This window comes from Bacteroidales bacterium (genome assembly GCA_017521245.1).
GTDB lineage: Bacteria > Bacteroidota > Bacteroidia > Bacteroidales > G3-4614 > Caccoplasma_A.
In genome coordinates, this window is the sequence record JAFXDI010000007.1 from 1 (window position 1) to 15,392 (window position 15,392).

At 38.9% G+C, this 15,392-nt stretch carries 16 protein-coding genes; 12 read left to right on the forward strand and 4 right to left on the reverse strand.

Annotated features, from left to right (window positions below; all coding sequences use genetic code 11):
- The 4 genes from IKK64_02050 to IKK64_02065 form a co-directional block, all read left to right on the forward strand.
- The coding region (locus IKK64_02050; protein ID MBR4118844.1) for a DUF5040 domain-containing protein at nucleotides 1-1,920 on the forward strand (1,920 nt) is incomplete at its 5' end.
- A 2-nt stretch (nucleotides 1,921-1,922) separates the two neighbouring features.
- Complete coding sequence (locus tag IKK64_02055) at nucleotides 1,923-2,276, forward strand: hypothetical protein (GenBank protein MBR4118845.1); 354 nt, start codon at nucleotides 1,923-1,925, stop codon at nucleotides 2,274-2,276.
- Between the two features lie 14 nt (nucleotides 2,277-2,290).
- Nucleotides 2,291-2,728 carry a hypothetical protein gene (locus IKK64_02060; GenBank protein ID MBR4118846.1) on the forward strand — a complete coding sequence of 146 codons (438 nt, stop codon included), beginning with the start codon at nucleotides 2,291-2,293 and terminating at the stop codon, nucleotides 2,726-2,728.
- A complete protein-coding gene (locus tag IKK64_02065) occupies nucleotides 2,721-3,131 on the forward strand; it encodes a hypothetical protein (GenBank protein MBR4118847.1) in 411 nt (136 codons plus the stop codon). Before IKK64_02060 ends, IKK64_02065 begins: the two co-directional genes overlap by 8 nt.
- Nucleotides 3,132-3,200: 69 nt before the next feature.
- Here the strand turns inward: IKK64_02065 and IKK64_02070 are convergent, their stop codons facing one another.
- The 4 genes from IKK64_02070 to IKK64_02085 form a co-directional block, all read right to left on the reverse strand.
- On the reverse strand, nucleotides 3,201-3,950 hold the full coding sequence (locus IKK64_02070) for an energy transducer TonB (protein MBR4118848.1): 750 nt from the start codon (nucleotides 3,948-3,950) through the stop codon (nucleotides 3,201-3,203).
- Nucleotides 3,951-3,971: 21 nt separating this feature from the next.
- Nucleotides 3,972-4,385 carry a biopolymer transporter ExbD gene (locus IKK64_02075; GenBank protein ID MBR4118849.1) on the reverse strand — a complete coding sequence of 138 codons (414 nt, stop codon included), beginning with the start codon at nucleotides 4,383-4,385 and terminating at the stop codon, nucleotides 3,972-3,974.
- A 3-nt stretch (nucleotides 4,386-4,388) separates the two neighbouring features.
- Nucleotides 4,389-5,090, reverse strand: a complete 702-nt coding sequence (locus tag IKK64_02080; protein ID MBR4118850.1) for a MotA/TolQ/ExbB proton channel family protein — start codon at nucleotides 5,088-5,090, stop codon at nucleotides 4,389-4,391.
- An 88-nt stretch (nucleotides 5,091-5,178) separates the two neighbouring features.
- The gene (locus IKK64_02085) at nucleotides 5,179-5,901 is read right to left on the reverse strand and encodes a pyridoxine 5'-phosphate synthase (protein MBR4118851.1); all 723 of its coding nucleotides are present in this window, start codon (nucleotides 5,899-5,901) and stop codon (nucleotides 5,179-5,181) included.
- Between the two features lie 127 nt (nucleotides 5,902-6,028).
- Here IKK64_02085 and IKK64_02090 point away from each other — a divergent pair, with 127 nt between their 5' ends.
- The 8 genes from IKK64_02090 to sufC all read left to right on the forward strand — a co-directional run bounded on the left by IKK64_02090 (nucleotide 6,029) and on the right by sufC (nucleotide 15,389).
- Entirely contained in the window at nucleotides 6,029-6,901 is an 873-nt protein-coding gene (locus tag IKK64_02090) for an NAD kinase (GenBank protein ID MBR4118852.1), read from the forward strand.
- An 8-nt stretch (nucleotides 6,902-6,909) separates the two neighbouring features.
- Nucleotides 6,910-7,611, forward strand: coding sequence for a DUF45 domain-containing protein (locus IKK64_02095; protein MBR4118853.1), 702 nt, complete (start codon nucleotides 6,910-6,912; stop codon nucleotides 7,609-7,611).
- 316 nt (nucleotides 7,612-7,927) lie between these two features.
- Nucleotides 7,928-8,392 carry a ribosome assembly cofactor RimP gene (gene rimP, locus IKK64_02100; GenBank protein MBR4118854.1) on the forward strand — a complete coding sequence of 155 codons (465 nt, stop codon included), beginning with the start codon at nucleotides 7,928-7,930 and terminating at the stop codon, nucleotides 8,390-8,392.
- A 46-nt stretch (nucleotides 8,393-8,438) separates the two neighbouring features.
- On the forward strand, nucleotides 8,439-9,695 hold the full coding sequence (gene nusA, locus IKK64_02105; protein MBR4118855.1) for a transcription termination/antitermination protein NusA: 1,257 nt from the start codon (nucleotides 8,439-8,441) through the stop codon (nucleotides 9,693-9,695).
- Between the two features lie 67 nt (nucleotides 9,696-9,762).
- Nucleotides 9,763-12,546 carry a translation initiation factor IF-2 gene (infB, locus tag IKK64_02110; protein ID MBR4118856.1) on the forward strand — a complete coding sequence of 928 codons (2,784 nt, stop codon included), beginning with the start codon at nucleotides 9,763-9,765 and terminating at the stop codon, nucleotides 12,544-12,546.
- A 14-nt stretch (nucleotides 12,547-12,560) separates the two neighbouring features.
- Nucleotides 12,561-13,058 carry a CvpA family protein gene (locus tag IKK64_02115; protein MBR4118857.1) on the forward strand — a complete coding sequence of 166 codons (498 nt, stop codon included), beginning with the start codon at nucleotides 12,561-12,563 and terminating at the stop codon, nucleotides 13,056-13,058.
- Between the two features lie 104 nt (nucleotides 13,059-13,162).
- The gene (gene sufB / locus IKK64_02120; protein MBR4118858.1) at nucleotides 13,163-14,620 is read left to right on the forward strand and encodes a Fe-S cluster assembly protein SufB; all 1,458 of its coding nucleotides are present in this window, start codon (nucleotides 13,163-13,165) and stop codon (nucleotides 14,618-14,620) included.
- Between the two features lie 13 nt (nucleotides 14,621-14,633).
- The gene (sufC, locus tag IKK64_02125) at nucleotides 14,634-15,389 is read left to right on the forward strand and encodes a Fe-S cluster assembly ATPase SufC (protein ID MBR4118859.1); all 756 of its coding nucleotides are present in this window, start codon (nucleotides 14,634-14,636) and stop codon (nucleotides 15,387-15,389) included.
- The last annotated feature ends 3 nt before the right edge of the window (nucleotides 15,390-15,392 follow it).

Below are 15,392 nucleotides of genomic sequence, written 5' to 3' on the forward strand. Positions count from 1 at the left end.
GATATTTTAGATGTAGTTGGATTTTATAATTTTCAAGGCAAGGAGATAGGTGATACTGCACCAACAGGAGTTTCACCAACTTCTGCTAATCCTAAAAGAAGTGCAATTAAAGAGGTAAAGAAAGGTGATGTTTATGAATTGAAAAGTTATGTGACTTCTGCTGTAAAAGGAGCATCATATACTTGGGTGTTAACCAATTCTGATAGAAAAATCATAAATAAACCAGAGGCACTCAATACTTTTGACCAGTTAAAAGGAGTAATGATCAATGTAGAGGAAGATGGATATTTATATTTATGTTGTAATGAAGAGTATTTAGATTCTTTTTCTCTTACATTGTACTCTAAACAGTTAGAACTTAACTTAAGAATAGAGGAATTAGAAACAAAAATCCCAAAAATAAAACCAACAAATAATGTAGGTTTCTATATGCCTAATAAAAAGGTCTTATTGAGTGGAGCTTCAATATCTCAATATAATGGATATTTTGAATATGCTATGGAGGAGTTGGGATTGAGTTATACGAATATAAGTGTAGCGGGTACGAATATATTTCATCTATGTTATAATTTATATAGTGCAGGTAAGAATTATAACGATGTTGATATTCTTATAACTTCTCACATTCACAATTTTGATGTTTACTCATTACCTAAACATTTAGAAAATTATACTTCTTTAGATTATGAGAATGATGAAGTGTTAGGAGATTACATAAAAACTAGTAATTATTATACTGGCACGTTAGCTCCAATAGAAGGAGTATATACCTCTGATGAGTTGTATGCAATAGGTTATGATTATGCAATAAAGAAGTGGAACGAGTTGTGTTATAACTTAAAAGATACTGAGGGGTATGATTCAAAATTAGGAAAACCTTGTCAAATAATATTATATACCTATTGGCACGATGCCCGAACTATATTTAATACTGCAATTCGGAAGTTGGCAAATAAGTGGGGATTGCCTTTGATAAAAGATGATGAAAATATAGGCTTCTCAAAAGATAAGCTACATCCAATAACTAAAAGGCAATATTCATTATTGCATTGCAAAGGTTATCCATGGGGACAAATAAATGAATATATTGATGGTGTTGAATATGGACTACATCCAACAGGAATTGCTATTGATGAGTGGAGCAACTTCTTATCTGCTTCTAAGGAAGAGAAACTTGCCATGTTGCCATATATACAAATTAAACGAGCATCAATTTTAATAGATTTTATCAAAACTGGAGCAATAAAGAATGAACTTATAGAGATTGATGATACGTTTAATATAAATAACTACACAACGCAAGGTGTTTATTATATATGTGGAGAGAGAACGTTAAACACAGACAATTTACCTATAATGAACGCATCGCCTGGTCACTCCATAAGCGGACAATTAACTGTGTTAGATGCCTCGTTGAGTAATTCAGAGCAATGTATCACGCAATATCTTAAACTCACAAACCGATTGGGCAGTGAGGGTAAGGAGTATATTCGTACCTACAACAAATACTCAAACGGAGGTGAGGGTTGGAGTGCTTGGCGAGAGTTGAAGCAGACAACAAATCTTAATCAAATAAGTGATGCTGAGTTAAAGAATTACACCGAGAATGGAATCTATGAGGGAGTAATTGTTGGTGCTATTAGCAGTTTAAATAATATTACAAACGTTATTGAAAATTTTCTTTCTACTGCCTCAACGAGTGGTGGTGCAGGGGATATTCCAACTGGAACTCTCTTTACAATGGATGTATTGAATAACTATGCAGTTGTTCAGAAAGTAGAAGAATGGGGCTTCGGTGTTATTCCTCGCAGTGTAACGCAACGGGCAAAAGCATTGCTTATTACAGGGCAGTATGTTGAGATACAAAGAACATTGCAAGGAGATGTTTGGAGTGGTTGGAAAATGATTAATGCCTTGTAGTGATGACTACATTGAATGAGATAGCAACAATTGTAACGGCCATTGGAGGAGTTGAGTTGATTAAGTGGGTGGTAACGTGGATTGCCACTCGCAAATCAACTCAAAAAAAAGTACACGAGGAGGCTGAAGCATTACAAATAGGGAATGAACAGAGGAGGGTTGATTGGTTGGAGAAGCGAATCTGTGAACGCGATTCAAAAATAGACTCGCTCTATATTGAGTTACGTGCCGAGCAACAAAAAAGATTAGAGGAGATATACAGCAGGCACGAACTTGAACTCAAATTAAAAGAGAGCGAAGTTAAGCGATGTGATATAAGAAAATGCACCAACCGAAAACCTCCAAGTGATTATTAAAAAAAAAGGTAGTTATGAAATTAGAGATAAAAAGAAAAATATCAGGAAAGAACTATACAATAGGAGCATTGTATATTGATGGCAAATATTTTTGCGATACACTTGAAGACCGAGTTGTAGATATTGATAAGAGTGGAGCATTTGAAGGAGAAGAGAAGAAAGAGCCAGGAAAAAGTGCAATTCCATACGGTGAGTATAAAGTAGTTGTAAATCGCTCTCCAAAGTTTGGCAGGGAGTTGCCCAGACTGTTGGATGTTCCTCACTTTGAGGGGATATTAATACATCGAGGCAACAGTGCATCTGATACTTCAGGTTGTATCTTGGTGGGAGAAAATAGCACACGTGGCAGATTATCCAACTCCTCAATCTACGAAGAGATTTTAGTTATAGAGTGTAAGGGTGCAATAAAGCGAGGAGAAACAATAACATTAAATATTGTGCAAGATGAGTAGGAGTATATATTTGATTATATCATTAACTATACTCACACTGTTTTTACTTTCGGTAGTATCATGTAACACACCACGCCGTTGCGAAGTTTCGCAAGTTGATACAATATATGTTGAGCGAGTAGTTGAACGTGAGTTGTTAGTGTATGATAGCATTGAAATTAATAGTACAAAAGTTGAGTATCTCCCCGATTCGGTCGGGAGTTGGAAACCATCAAAGATGACTGTGGAGAAAACAGTTCAAAACCGATTGCAAACAACTAACGAAGAGCAGATAATAACAGAGAGTGTTGATGTAAAGAGTGATAAAAAGATAGTGAGTAATAAGCCTCAAACCTCTAAACTAAAATGGTTTGTAATAGGATTCTTTGTTGCAGTGGTTGTGCTGATAATAGTCAAACGATAAACAAGATGAAACAAATATACCCTTGACACGTGTCAAGGGTATATTTATATATAATATGTAAAACTGATATTATCTGATTTTAAAGAAATAAGTAATAGTTCCGTTTTGATTATTGGTGCCTTTGATTGATTCAAACTTTGCTCTTTTAGCAGCACTTTCGGCTCTGTTTCTAATATACTCAGATGAAGCCACGCTTGGGTCGCTAAGTTTAGGATTTGTAGATGCGGCAATCACCTTACCCGCAGGGCTGACAGTAATATTTACAACAAGTTTACCCTCAACATTACTCCTGTCATATTCAGGAATAGGCAACTTTTCACCTTTGGCAAATCCTCTGCCACCAAGATCCCAGATACCATATCCTGCATTTCCGCTCTCAGCACCATCTTCAGAGTTTCCGTTTGGCGAACCTTTGCTCTCAGCACCATCAGTAGATGATGAAGAAGAGAATATACCCGAAACAAGCGAGTTTATACGTTCAGCCTCTTTACGCTCAGCCTCCTCTTTGGCTTTGCGTTCAGCCTCTCTGCGTTGCTCCTCTTCGCGTTTTTTCTTCTCCTCCTCTTCCGAAGCAATAGTCTGCTCGTCACTATCCTGAGTTATCTCTTCGGTTGAAGATACAACCTTTGGAGGGGTATATCCGGCAGGTGGTGCGGTAACAATCTCGTAGTTAGTTCCGTAAGCCACCAATATACCACCACCCTCATCAGTAGCAGGTGATAATAGTTTTGTAAAAAAGAGAATAAGAATTATGGCAATATGAAAAATCAGAGTGCCTGTAATGCCTAAAATCTTATCTTTTTTTTCGTGGTTATTCATTTTCAACAAGAGAGATTAAAACTATTTTTTTACGGGTTGAGTAGCCAACACCATCTTAACACCCTTCTCGGCACCAATGCCAAGAACTCTTACCACTTCGCCATATTCGATGCTCTTATCGGCATTAATCGAAACAAACACTTCTCCCTCCTCTGCAACAAGAGCATCTAACATATCGCCCAACTGCTCGGGTGCAATCTCTGTGGGAGCCTTATTACCTTTGGCAAAGTAGTATCTGTTATCCTTATCAATCGTAACTCTTGCCGACGCAGTATTTGTAACTTGGTTTTTGCTTTGAGGTAACATAACCTTAATAGCATTTGGGAACATTGCGGTAGAAGTCACCATAAAAAATATAAGCAACAAGAATATAACGTCGGTCATTGACGCCATACTAAAAGAAGCATCAATATTATGTCTGCGTTTAAAAGCCATATTCTATTTTTGAGCAGGTTCGTTTAAAAGGTCCATAAACTCCATAGTCTTTGACTCAAGGTCTCTCACCACTCCGTCAACCCTTGCAACAAGGTAGTTGTAAGCAAACAGAGCAATAATACCCACTACCAAACCAGCAACGGTAGTAACAAGAGCCTCGTAGATACCTCCCGAAAGAGTAGAAATATCGGCACTACCACCAGCCTCAGCCATATTAAAGAAAGCTCTGACCATACCAGAAACAGTACCCAAGAACCCAATCATAGGGGCTCCTGCTGCAGTAGTTGCTAACCAAGGGAAGTTCTTCTCCAATTTAGCAATCTCAATATTACCGGTGTTTTCAATAGCAACAAGTACATCGTTCATAGGACGTCCCAAGCGAGAGATACCCTTCTCAATCAAGCGGGCATAAGGCGTGTCTGTCTTTTTGCAAAGGTTACGAGCCGATGCTATATCACCCTCGTGAATATAATCCTTAATACGAGCCATAAAAGTGTTATCTGCTTTTGCAGCCTTTCTTATAGCACTCCAACGCTCAAAAAATACATAAATAGCCATTATCGATAACAATAGAAGAGGAATCATAATGATACCACCTTTTAATGTTAAGGCTAATAGGTCTAACTCTTTTGTAGTCTCTTCTGCAATACCCTCCACTACGGGATCAGTTGCAACTTGTGCCAAAATGGTTGTTAAAATATTCATAGAATAAGAATTGTGTTTATCTAAGTTTATATATTAAAATCCTAATTTCTGTAACCTTTGACAGATAACACCTCAATAGGTTTAAATCCTATTTTGTTACTATCAGTTGTGCTTTGTATTGTTTAATAGTCTCCTCCAATCCCAAATAAAGAGCATCGCAGATAAGAGCGTGTCCGATAGAAACCTCTTTAAGCCAAGGAATATTATCTGCAAAGTATGCAAGATTTTCAAGACTTAAATCGTGTCCGGCATTAAGCCCTAATCCAAGCGAACGAGCCTTTTGAGCCGCAACAATAAAAGGAGCAATAGCCTCCTCTCTGTTTTTGCTATAATTTGTAGCGTAAGGCTCAGTATATAACTCCACTCTATCGGCATCACATTTTGCAGCCCACTCAATCATCTCCTCATCAGCATCAACAAATATTGAAGTTCTGATACCGGCATTTTTAAATTTAGCAACCACCTCCGAAAGGAATTCAAAGTTATCGCGAGTGTTCCAGCCAGCATTAGAGGTAATAGCATCGGGACTGTCAGGTACAAGAGTAACCTGAGCAGGGCGAACTTGTAAAACCTTTTCAATAAACTTGGGACAAGGATTACCCTCTATGTTAAACTCTGTTTTAAGAGCAGGAGCCAGCACGTCAAGGTCGGCATATCTAATGTGACGCTCATCGGGGCGTGGATGCACGGTAATACCATCGGCACCAAAAGCCTCGCAGTCGATAGCAGTTTGAAGAATATTTGGTCGATTACCCCCGCGAGCATTTCTGATAGAGGCAACCTTATTTATATTTACACTTAATTTAATCATATATATTTGTTATTAATTCTTAATTAATTTGCTTTACAATTAACGGAAAGCATATAAAAATTTATCAATTTAAATTATTTCTGTAACTTTGCACAAAGTTACTACAATTTATTCGTATATTAAAATAATGAAAATAGCCCTTTTCGGAAATAGTTATCAACGCTCTAAGAGTGAGCATATAGTTACACTTTTTGAGGCACTGCAAAAATACGAAGTTAGCCTTTTTGTAGAGCAAAACTATTATGATTTTCTTAAAGAACAATCAATAGAACTATATACTGCAACACCCTTTACAACCATAGATGATAACATTGATATAGTAATAAGTGTTGGCGGAGATGGAACATTTTTACGTACAGCCGAGAATGTGGCAGAGAAAAATATACCCATATTGGGAATAAATGCAGGACGTTTAGGTTTTCTTGCCGATGTTTCAAAAGAGGAGATAATAAATGTCGTAGATGAGTTATTCTCAGGTAATTATAAAGTAGAAGAGCGAACAATGTTGCAAGTAGAGATAGAGTCACTTTCGCTTGATTTCGCCCCATACGCCCTAAACGAAGTGGCAGTGCTAAAACAAGACTCATCATCAATGATTACCATATCGGCAACCTTTGGCGAGGAGTTTTTGAATAGTTACCAAGCCGATGGCTTGATAATTGCAACACCAACAGGCTCAACAGGCTATGCCTTAAGTGTTGGAGGTCCTGTGTTAATGCCTGAGACATCCGATTTTGTAATAGCGCCCGTAGCACCACACACCCTTAATGTGCGTCCGTTGGTAGTGCCTGATAACAAAACAATAACACTGTCGGTTGATAGCAGAACAGGAAACTGCCTTCTTGCTCTTGACGGAAGGTCGTTGGTAATACCATGTGATAAGGAGATAACACTGCGTAAAGCACCCTTTAAAACATTGGTAGTAAAACGCAATAACCACACCTTTGTATTAACCCTCCGTAACAAACTGATGTGGGGAGCAGACAGTAGAAATGTGTAGTAACAACTATGCCCGAAATATTTATACAAGACAGTGAATTTGGCTTAATAAAGGTATGCTGTAACATACGAGCCAAAAGATTAATATTCAGGGTAAAAGATGGTGTGTTGCAAGTAACGGTACCTTATAAAACTGAGGCAAAGGTTATAGAAGAGAGCATACAAAGAAAACGCACTGCAATTCGGGGATTGTTCGCAAAAACCACCGCAAATATATTACGAGCAGGAGATGAAATAGCAACAAGAGTTGTACCAATTCGCATATATTCGCATAACCTCTCAAAACTCCTCTTTACGTTAAAAGATAACACCCTTAATGTGTTTGTGCCACAGAGTGCTGAAATTGAGACAGTATCAATTCAGAAAAGAATAAAGCAGGGAATAATAACAATATTAAAGAGGGTAGCAGAGCCATATCTTCACGCACGTTTAGATGCGTTGGCAAAGGCAAAAGGAGTTAAATATAACAAACTTACAATCTCTACGGCACTCACACGAATGGGATCGTGCAGTGTAAAAAAAAATATATCACTTTCGGCCTATCTGATTTTTTATCCTCAACATCTTGTTGATTATGTAATACTGCATGAGTTGGCACACCTTACAGAGATGAATCACAGTCCTCAATTTCACGCATTATGTAACTTCTATTGTGGTGGCAAAGAACGAGAGTTGGAACAAGAGTTTAAACAATTCAGAATTCCATTATAAAATAACTGTAAAAAGTAACGAGGAGACAAAGATATAAGCATATATGATTCATTGGGTAGAACGCTCCTCGCCCCAACCACTCTGCGGAAGAGAGGGGAGCAACATATACTCAAATAGAGTTTTCCTCAACCCTTAAAGGAGTAATAATGGTAAGGTTAATAATGAGGTTGTAAAGGTTATTGCTAATTAATGGAATAAAATGTTAGTGCATAATTTTGTAATTACGAGATAATTATATATCTTTGTAACGTAAACAAAGGTGGAGGGGGCAAGCAAGCCCCCTCGCTTTTTATCCCAAAATAAACGTATTAACTATATGATTAACGCAAAAGAGATTGAAAATAAGGTAGTTGAACTACTTGGAGATGGTACTTCGTTTTTGGTTGGAGTAACTGTTTCGCCCGATAATACAATAGTTGTTACCATTGATGATGATGACCGTGTAGATATAGAGTTCTGCGAAAAACTGCATCGGGATATTGAGGCTGCTTTTGACAGAGAGGTTGAAGATTACTCGCTCGAAGTTGGCTCAGCAGGATTAACTTCGCCTTTACAATTACCACGCCAGTACAAAAAGAGTATAGGCGGTGAGGTAGAGGTTTTAACCAAAGTAGGGCAAAAATTCTATGCAACACTATCGGCTGCCGATGATGAGGGATTTACTGTTGAGGTGACAAAAAAGATAAAACCCGAAGGTGCAAAGCGAAAAATTGAGGTAGTAGAGAAGGAGCGTTACCTATACACTGAAGTTAAATACGTAAAAAATGTGATAACATTTTAACTCATATATAACACTAAAAAAATAATAATTAAAAACAGATATAAAAATGGCAAAGAAAGAGATTGTAAACACAATGATTGAGACGTTCTCAGAGTTCAAACTTTTGAAGAACATTGACAGAACAACACTTGTAAGTGTTTTGGAAGAGTCGTTCCGTAACGTACTTGCAAAAATGTATGGTACAGACGAAAACCTTGATGTTATTGTAAACCCTGACAAAGGTGACTGCGAGATTTGGCGTAACCGTGAGGTTGTTGCAGACGGAGAAATTACAGATGCAAATCTACAAATATCTCTTTCTGATGCTAAAAAAATAGATTCATCATACGAAATTGGCGAAGAGGTAGCCGAGGAGGTATTGTTCTCAGACTTTGACCGCCGTACAATTTTGAACTTACGTCAAACGCTTGCTTCAAAAATTCTTGAACTTCAAAAAGATGCAATTTACAATATCTACAAAAACAAAGTAGGTGAGATAGTATCAGGAGAGGTTTACCAAATCTGGAAGAAAGAGATTCTTTTAATTGACGATGAAGGAAACGAGTTGATTATGCCACGTGAGGAGCAAATCCCTAACGAGTTCTTCCACAAAGGAGATACAGTACGTGCGGTAGTTGCTCGTGTTGACAACATAAACAATACCCCAAAAATTATAGTATCTCGTACATCAGAGATGTTCCTGAAACGTTTGTTTGAATTGGAAGTTCCCGAAATTCACGACGGACTTATCACAATTCACCGAGTAGCACGTATACCCGGATTTAGAGCAAAAATAGCGGTAGAGTCATACGATGAGCGTATCGATCCAGTAGGAGCATGTGTTGGAGTAAAAGGTTCTCGTATTCACGGTATAGTTCGTGAGTTGTGTAACGAGAATATTGATGTTATCAACTACACTAAAAACACAATGCTATTCATCCAAAGAGCATTGGCCCCAGCAAAAGTATCAACATCAGCAATTCGTGTTGATGAAGAGAATATGAAAGCAGAGGTGTTGTTGCGTCCCGATGATATGGCGTTGGCAATCGGAAAAGATGGATACAACATTCGCCTTGCAATGAAACTTACAGGATATGATATTGAGGTATTCCGCGATACAGTTGAAGCAGGAGAAGAGGATATCTACCTTGATGAGTTTAACGATGAAATAGAGGAGTGGATAATTGACCAATTAAAATCAATCGGTTGCAATACAGCAAAAGATGTATTGGGAAGATCTAACGAAGAGTTGCTTGAAAGAACAGATCTTGAAGAGGAGGCAATAGATGAAATCAAAGCCATCCTTGCAGCAGAGTTTGAGTAATAGAAGTTTTTTATTACCAAAAGTAAAAACAATTTAAGTAACTTATTAGAAAAAAGAGAAAGACTATATGATAAGATTAAATAAAGTAGCACGAGACCTCAACGTAGGTATTCAGACATTAATCGATTTTTTGCAGAAGAATGGCTATGCTGATGAGACATTTACACCAAATACTCAAATCTCAGATGACCAATACGCTCTTTTGCAAAAAGAGTTTAATGCTGATAAAAGCGTAAAAGAGGGTGCAGACAAGATGTCTCAAGTGCGTCATCATAAAGAGAAACCAGTTCAACGAAAAGTAGAGCAAGAGCCAGAACTTGTAAATACAGAGGAGATAAAACGCCCTCAATTTAAACAAGTGGGCAAAATAGATTTGGATGCAGTAAACAAACGTCCTGCTCCCAAACCTGCTCCGGTTGAGAAGAAAGAGGAGGTAAAACCTGTTCCGGTTGAGAAGAAAGCAGAGCAACCTCAAAAAGTTGAGGTTAAAAAAGAGGAGATTAAACCTGCTCCGGTTGAGAAGAAAGAGGAGGTAAAACCTGTTCCGGTTGAGAAAAAAGCAGAACAACCTCAAAAAGTTGAAGTTAAAAAAGAGGAGGTAAAACCTGCTCAAACAGAGGTATTCGATTTTTCTAAGCCTCAAGCATCAACCCAACTTAACATAGTTGGAAAAATTGATTTGGACTCACTAAATCAAAAAACACGTCCTCAAAAGAAGAGCAAGGAGGAGCGTCAAAAAGAGCGTGAGGAGAAGGAGCGTCAAAGAAACGAGATGTTTAAACGCCCTGCCCAAAACCAAGAGAAAGGAGAGGGAGAGCGTAAGAAACGTCAACGCATCAAAAAAGATAAGATTGACATTAATAACCCTAATGTTCAACCTGCAGAGGGAGGTAAAAAACAAAAACCTCAAAAGGTAAAACAACCTCGCCCGGTTAGAGTAGAGGTATCGGAGGAGGATGTGCAACGTCAGGTAAAAGAGACACTTGCTCGTTTAACCTCAAAGAACTCTTCACAAAAGAAAGGTGCAAAATGGCGTAAAGAGAAACGCGAAGCAAACTTAATGCGTGAGCAAGAGTTGGCAAACCAAGAGCGTCTTGAGAGCAAGATATTGAAGATTACAGAGTTTGTAACTGCAAACGACCTTGCAACCATGATGGGAGTTGAGGTAAACAAAGTTATATCAACCTGTATGAGCATTGGAATGATGGTATCAATAAACCAACGTCTTGATGCAGAAACAATAAACATTGTTGCCGAGGAGTTCGGATTTAAGACTGAGTATGTAAGTGCCGAAGTTGTATCAGCAATAGAGCAGGTGGAGGACAAAGAGGAAGACTTAGTATCACGTCCACCAATTGTAACAGTGATGGGACACGTTGACCATGGTAAAACATCATTATTGGACTACATTCGTAATGCAAACGTAATTGCTGGTGAGGCAGGAGGAATTACTCAACACATTGGCGCATACAATGTTAAGCTGGATGACGGTCGAAGAATAACCTTCCTTGATACACCGGGACACGAAGCATTTACTGCAATGCGTGCTCGTGGAGCACAAGTTACCGACATTGCAATTATTATAGTTGCGGCCGATGACAATGTGATGCCCCAGACTGTTGAGGCAATCAACCACGCAGCAGCGGCAGGAGTTCCCATTGTATTTGCTATAAACAAAATAGACAAACCAACTGCTAACCCCGACAAGATTAAAGAGGCATTGGCAGCTATGAATTATCTTGTTGAGGATTGGGGAGGAAAATATCAATCACAAGATATCTCTGCAAAGAAAGGAATGGGAGTAGAAGACCTGCTTGAGAAAGTACTTTTGGAGGCAGAAATGTTAGAGTTAAAGGCAAATCCCAAAGCAAAAGCACGTGGCTCAATCATTGAGTCGGCATTGGACAAAGGTCGTGGATATGTATCAACAGTATTGGTTGAGAACGGAACACTAAAAGTGGGAGACATTGTTGTTGCAGGACAATACTACGGACGTGTAAAAGCAATGTTCAATGAGCGTAACGGTAAAATAAAAGAGGCAGGACCTGCAGCGCCAGCCCTAATCTTAGGATTTAACGGAGCACCACAAGCAGGAGATACCTTCAATGTATTTGATACAGAGCAAGAGGCTCGCGAGTTGGCAAACAAACGTGAGCAACTACAACGTGAGCAAGGATTCCGTACAAGTACACGCGTAACACTCGAGGAGATAGGACGTCGTATTGCAATCGGAAACTTCCAACAATTGAACATCGTTGTAAAAGCCGATGTGGATGGATCGGTAGAGGCGTTGAGCGACTCTTTGATACGTTTGTCAACCGAGCAAATCCAAGTAAACGTAATACACAAAGGTGTAGGACAAATCTCAGAGTCGGATGTAACACTTGCAGCGGCATCAGATGCAATTATTGTTGGATTTAACGTACGTCCATCATTGGCAGCACGTAAGGATGCAGAGAAAGAGGGTGTAGATATACGTCTATACTCAATCATCTACGATGCAATTGAGGAGGTTAAATCGGCTATGGAGGGTATGCTATCGCCCGAAATTAAAGAGGTTATCACAGCAACCGTTGAGGTACGCGAAACATTCCATATTTCAAAAGTTGGAACAGTAGCCGGAGGTGCCGTAAAAGAAGGAAAGATAAAACGTGGCAACAAAGTACGCCTTATCCGCGATGGTATAGTAATCTATACAGGAGAACTTGCATCGCTTAAACGTATGAAAGATGACGTTAAAGAGGTTGCGACAGGATACGAATGTGGTTTGAGCATAACCAACTATAACGACATAAAAGTAGGAGATATTATTGAGTCGTTTGAGGAGGTAGAGGTAAAACAAACTTTGTAAGACAGTAGTAGATAATGTCAATATTTGATATAGTAATAGCAGCAATATTAATCTTTGCATTAGTGCGAGGAGCAATATTGGGAATATTCAGACAGTTAGGAGTTCTTGTGGGAGTGGTCTTGGCACTGCTCTTCACAGGAATAGTATCAACGCTATTCTCAGATTTGGTGTATAATATAACATCAGGAGCAACACGCCTTGAGGGAACATTATACTACTCACTAATGTTTGTATCAATAGTATTGATAACTTATCTAATATCTATACTACTACACAAAACATCAAAAGTATTGAAAATAGGATGGATTGACCGCCTATTGGGAGCCGCCTTTGGAGGAGTGAAAGTGTTGATGATAGTAGGAATAGTTCTACACATATATATTGGAATATATAAAGGAATATACAATCAACCTCCCACACCTTTTGAGGGTGTAACATACACACCCATAGTAGATAGTGTATCGGCAATCATGAAGTTTGTAAGAGACTATGGAATAACATTCGGCTACTAAAAGTGAAAATAACAAAGTAACACCTCTTGTAAAAAAAAAGATAAAACCTAAAACTTGCAGTACCGCAACTATGTTTAACATATAAGAGGGTTAAGTTTAGGATTATGAAGATAGAAAAGGAGAGAGAAGAGAATAATATAATAGATGACGTAACAAATTCGGAATATAAACATGGATTTGTTACCGATATAGAAACCGACATTATACCCGTAGGGCTTAACGAGGATATCATTCGCCTAATCTCACAGAAAAAAGGCGAGCCTGAGTGGCTTTTGGAGTTCCGATTACGAGCATACGCCTACTGGAAAACTATGCCAATGCCGGAGTGGGCACATCTGAATATCCCCGAAATAGATTTTCAGGCAATAAGTTACTATGCCGCACCCAAAACAAAAGATGCTCCTAAGAGTTTAGATGAGGTAGATCCTGAGATTATAAAAACTTTTGATAAGTTGGGAATACCTCTTGAGGAGCGAATGCAGTTGGCAGGAGTAGCCGTTGATGCCGTAATGGATAGTGTATCGGTACGCACCACTTATCGCGAGAAATTGGCTGAGTTGGGAGTAATATTCTGTTCGTTTAACGAAGCAGTAAAAGAGTACCCCGACTTAGTAAAAAAATATCTCGGTAGCGTAGTGGGATATAGAGATAACTTCTATGCAGCCCTAAACTCGGCAGTATTTAGCGATGGCTCATTTGTATATATACCCAAAGGAGTACGTTGCCCTATGGAGTTGTCAACATACTTTAGAATAAACGCAATGGGAACAGGACAGTTTGAGCGTACACTAATAGTAGCCGATGAAGAGAGTTACGTTAGTTACCTTGAAGGATGCACCGCCCCTATGCGTGATGAAAATCAACTACACGCAGCCATAGTAGAGATTGTTGTAAATGACCGAGCAGAGGTAAAATACTCAACCGTACAAAACTGGTACCCGGGCGACAAAGAGGGTAAAGGTGGAGTATATAACTTTGTAACCAAGCGAGGCATTTGCAGGGAGAGTGCAAAACTATCGTGGACACAGGTAGAGACAGGCTCTGCCATAACATGGAAGTATCCAAGTTGTATTCTTGCAGGAGACAACTCTATAGGCGAGTTTTACTCTGTTGCAGTAACAAATAACTACCAACAAGCCGATACAGGAACAAAGATGATACACTTAGGTAAGAATACCAAGAGTACCATTGTCTCAAAAGGAATATCGGCAGGAAAGAGTCAGAACAGTTATCGCGGATTGGTACGCGTAGCCCCCAATGCCGATGGAGCAAGAAACTATACCCAGTGCGATAGCCTATTGTTATCATCAGAGTGTGGAGCGCACACATTCCCATACGTAGATGTTAAAAACAAAACAGCAGTAGTTGAACACGAAGCAACAACCTCAAAAATAAATGAGGAACAGATATTCTATTGCAATCAACGCGGAATACCAACAGAGGAGGCAGTAGCCCTAATTGTGAATGGTTACGCAAAAGAGGTAATGAACAAACTACCAATGGAGTTTGCAGTAGAGGCACAAAAATTATTACAAGTATCGTTAGAAGGTTCAGTAGGATAAACCAATAAAATATATGTTACAAGTAAAAGATTTACGCGCCAATATAGGCGAAAAAGAGATATTAAGAGGAGTAAACCTAACAGTAAAACCGGGCGAAGTACACGCAATAATGGGTCCTAACGGCTCAGGTAAAAGTACCTTTGCATCGGTGTTGGCAGGCAACCCAGCCTTTACCGTAACAGGAGGCTCTGTAACATTTTGTGGAAAAGAGTTATTGGAGTTATCTCCCGAAGATCGTTCGCACGAAGGGTTATTCTTAAGTTTTCAATATCCTGTTGAGATACCGGGTGTGAGTATGGTAAACTTTATGCGAGCAGCCGTAAACGAGCAACGCAAATATCGTGGCGAAGAGCCACTGTCGGCAACCGACTTCCTACGCATAATGCGTGAAAAACGCGAGATTGTAGAGTTGGATAACAAACTTGCAAGTCGCTCAGTAAACGAGGGATTCTCAGGAGGAGAGAAGAAACGAAACGAGATATTTCAAATGGCGATGCTACAACCCAAACTATCAATATTAGATGAGACCGATAGCGGTTTGGATATAGATGCTTTGCGAGTAGTAGCAGGAGGAGTAAACAAACTCAAAACAGAGCAAAACGCAACAATCGTAATTACTCACTATCAACGATTGTTAGACTATATAGCACCCGACTTTGTTCACGTACTATATAAAGGACGCATAGTAAAATCGGGAGGTCCAGAACTTGCATTAGAACTCGAAGAGAAAGGTTACGATTGGATTAAGAGAGAATTAGGTGAGTTGTAAAAG

Excerpts from the sequence above, each read along its gene's own strand:
- IKK64_02055 (MBR4118845.1), top strand. The coding sequence starts at position 1,923 with ATGACTACATTGAATGAGATAGCAACAATTGTAACGGCCATTGGAGGA.
- IKK64_02060 (MBR4118846.1), top strand. The coding sequence starts at position 2,291 with ATGAAATTAGAGATAAAAAGAAAAATATCAGGAAAGAACTATACAATA.
- IKK64_02065 (MBR4118847.1), top strand. The coding sequence starts at position 2,721 with ATGAGTAGGAGTATATATTTGATTATATCATTAACTATACTCACACTG.
- IKK64_02070 (MBR4118848.1), bottom strand. The coding sequence starts at position 3,950 with ATGAATAACCACGAAAAAAAAGATAAGATTTTAGGCATTACAGGCACT.
- IKK64_02075 (MBR4118849.1), bottom strand. The coding sequence starts at position 4,385 with ATGGCTTTTAAACGCAGACATAATATTGATGCTTCTTTTAGTATGGCG.
- IKK64_02080 (MBR4118850.1), bottom strand. The coding sequence starts at position 5,090 with ATGAATATTTTAACAACCATTTTGGCACAAGTTGCAACTGATCCCGTA.
- IKK64_02085 (MBR4118851.1), bottom strand. The coding sequence starts at position 5,901 with ATGATTAAATTAAGTGTAAATATAAATAAGGTTGCCTCTATCAGAAAT.
- IKK64_02090 (MBR4118852.1), top strand. The coding sequence starts at position 6,029 with ATGAAAATAGCCCTTTTCGGAAATAGTTATCAACGCTCTAAGAGTGAG.
- IKK64_02095 (MBR4118853.1), top strand. The coding sequence starts at position 6,910 with ATGCCCGAAATATTTATACAAGACAGTGAATTTGGCTTAATAAAGGTA.
- rimP (MBR4118854.1), top strand. The coding sequence starts at position 7,928 with ATGATTAACGCAAAAGAGATTGAAAATAAGGTAGTTGAACTACTTGGA.
- nusA (MBR4118855.1), top strand. The coding sequence starts at position 8,439 with ATGGCAAAGAAAGAGATTGTAAACACAATGATTGAGACGTTCTCAGAG.
- infB (MBR4118856.1), top strand. The coding sequence starts at position 9,763 with ATGATAAGATTAAATAAAGTAGCACGAGACCTCAACGTAGGTATTCAG.
- IKK64_02115 (MBR4118857.1), top strand. The coding sequence starts at position 12,561 with ATGTCAATATTTGATATAGTAATAGCAGCAATATTAATCTTTGCATTA.
- sufB (MBR4118858.1), top strand. The coding sequence starts at position 13,163 with ATGAAGATAGAAAAGGAGAGAGAAGAGAATAATATAATAGATGACGTA.
- sufC (MBR4118859.1), top strand. The coding sequence starts at position 14,634 with ATGTTACAAGTAAAAGATTTACGCGCCAATATAGGCGAAAAAGAGATA.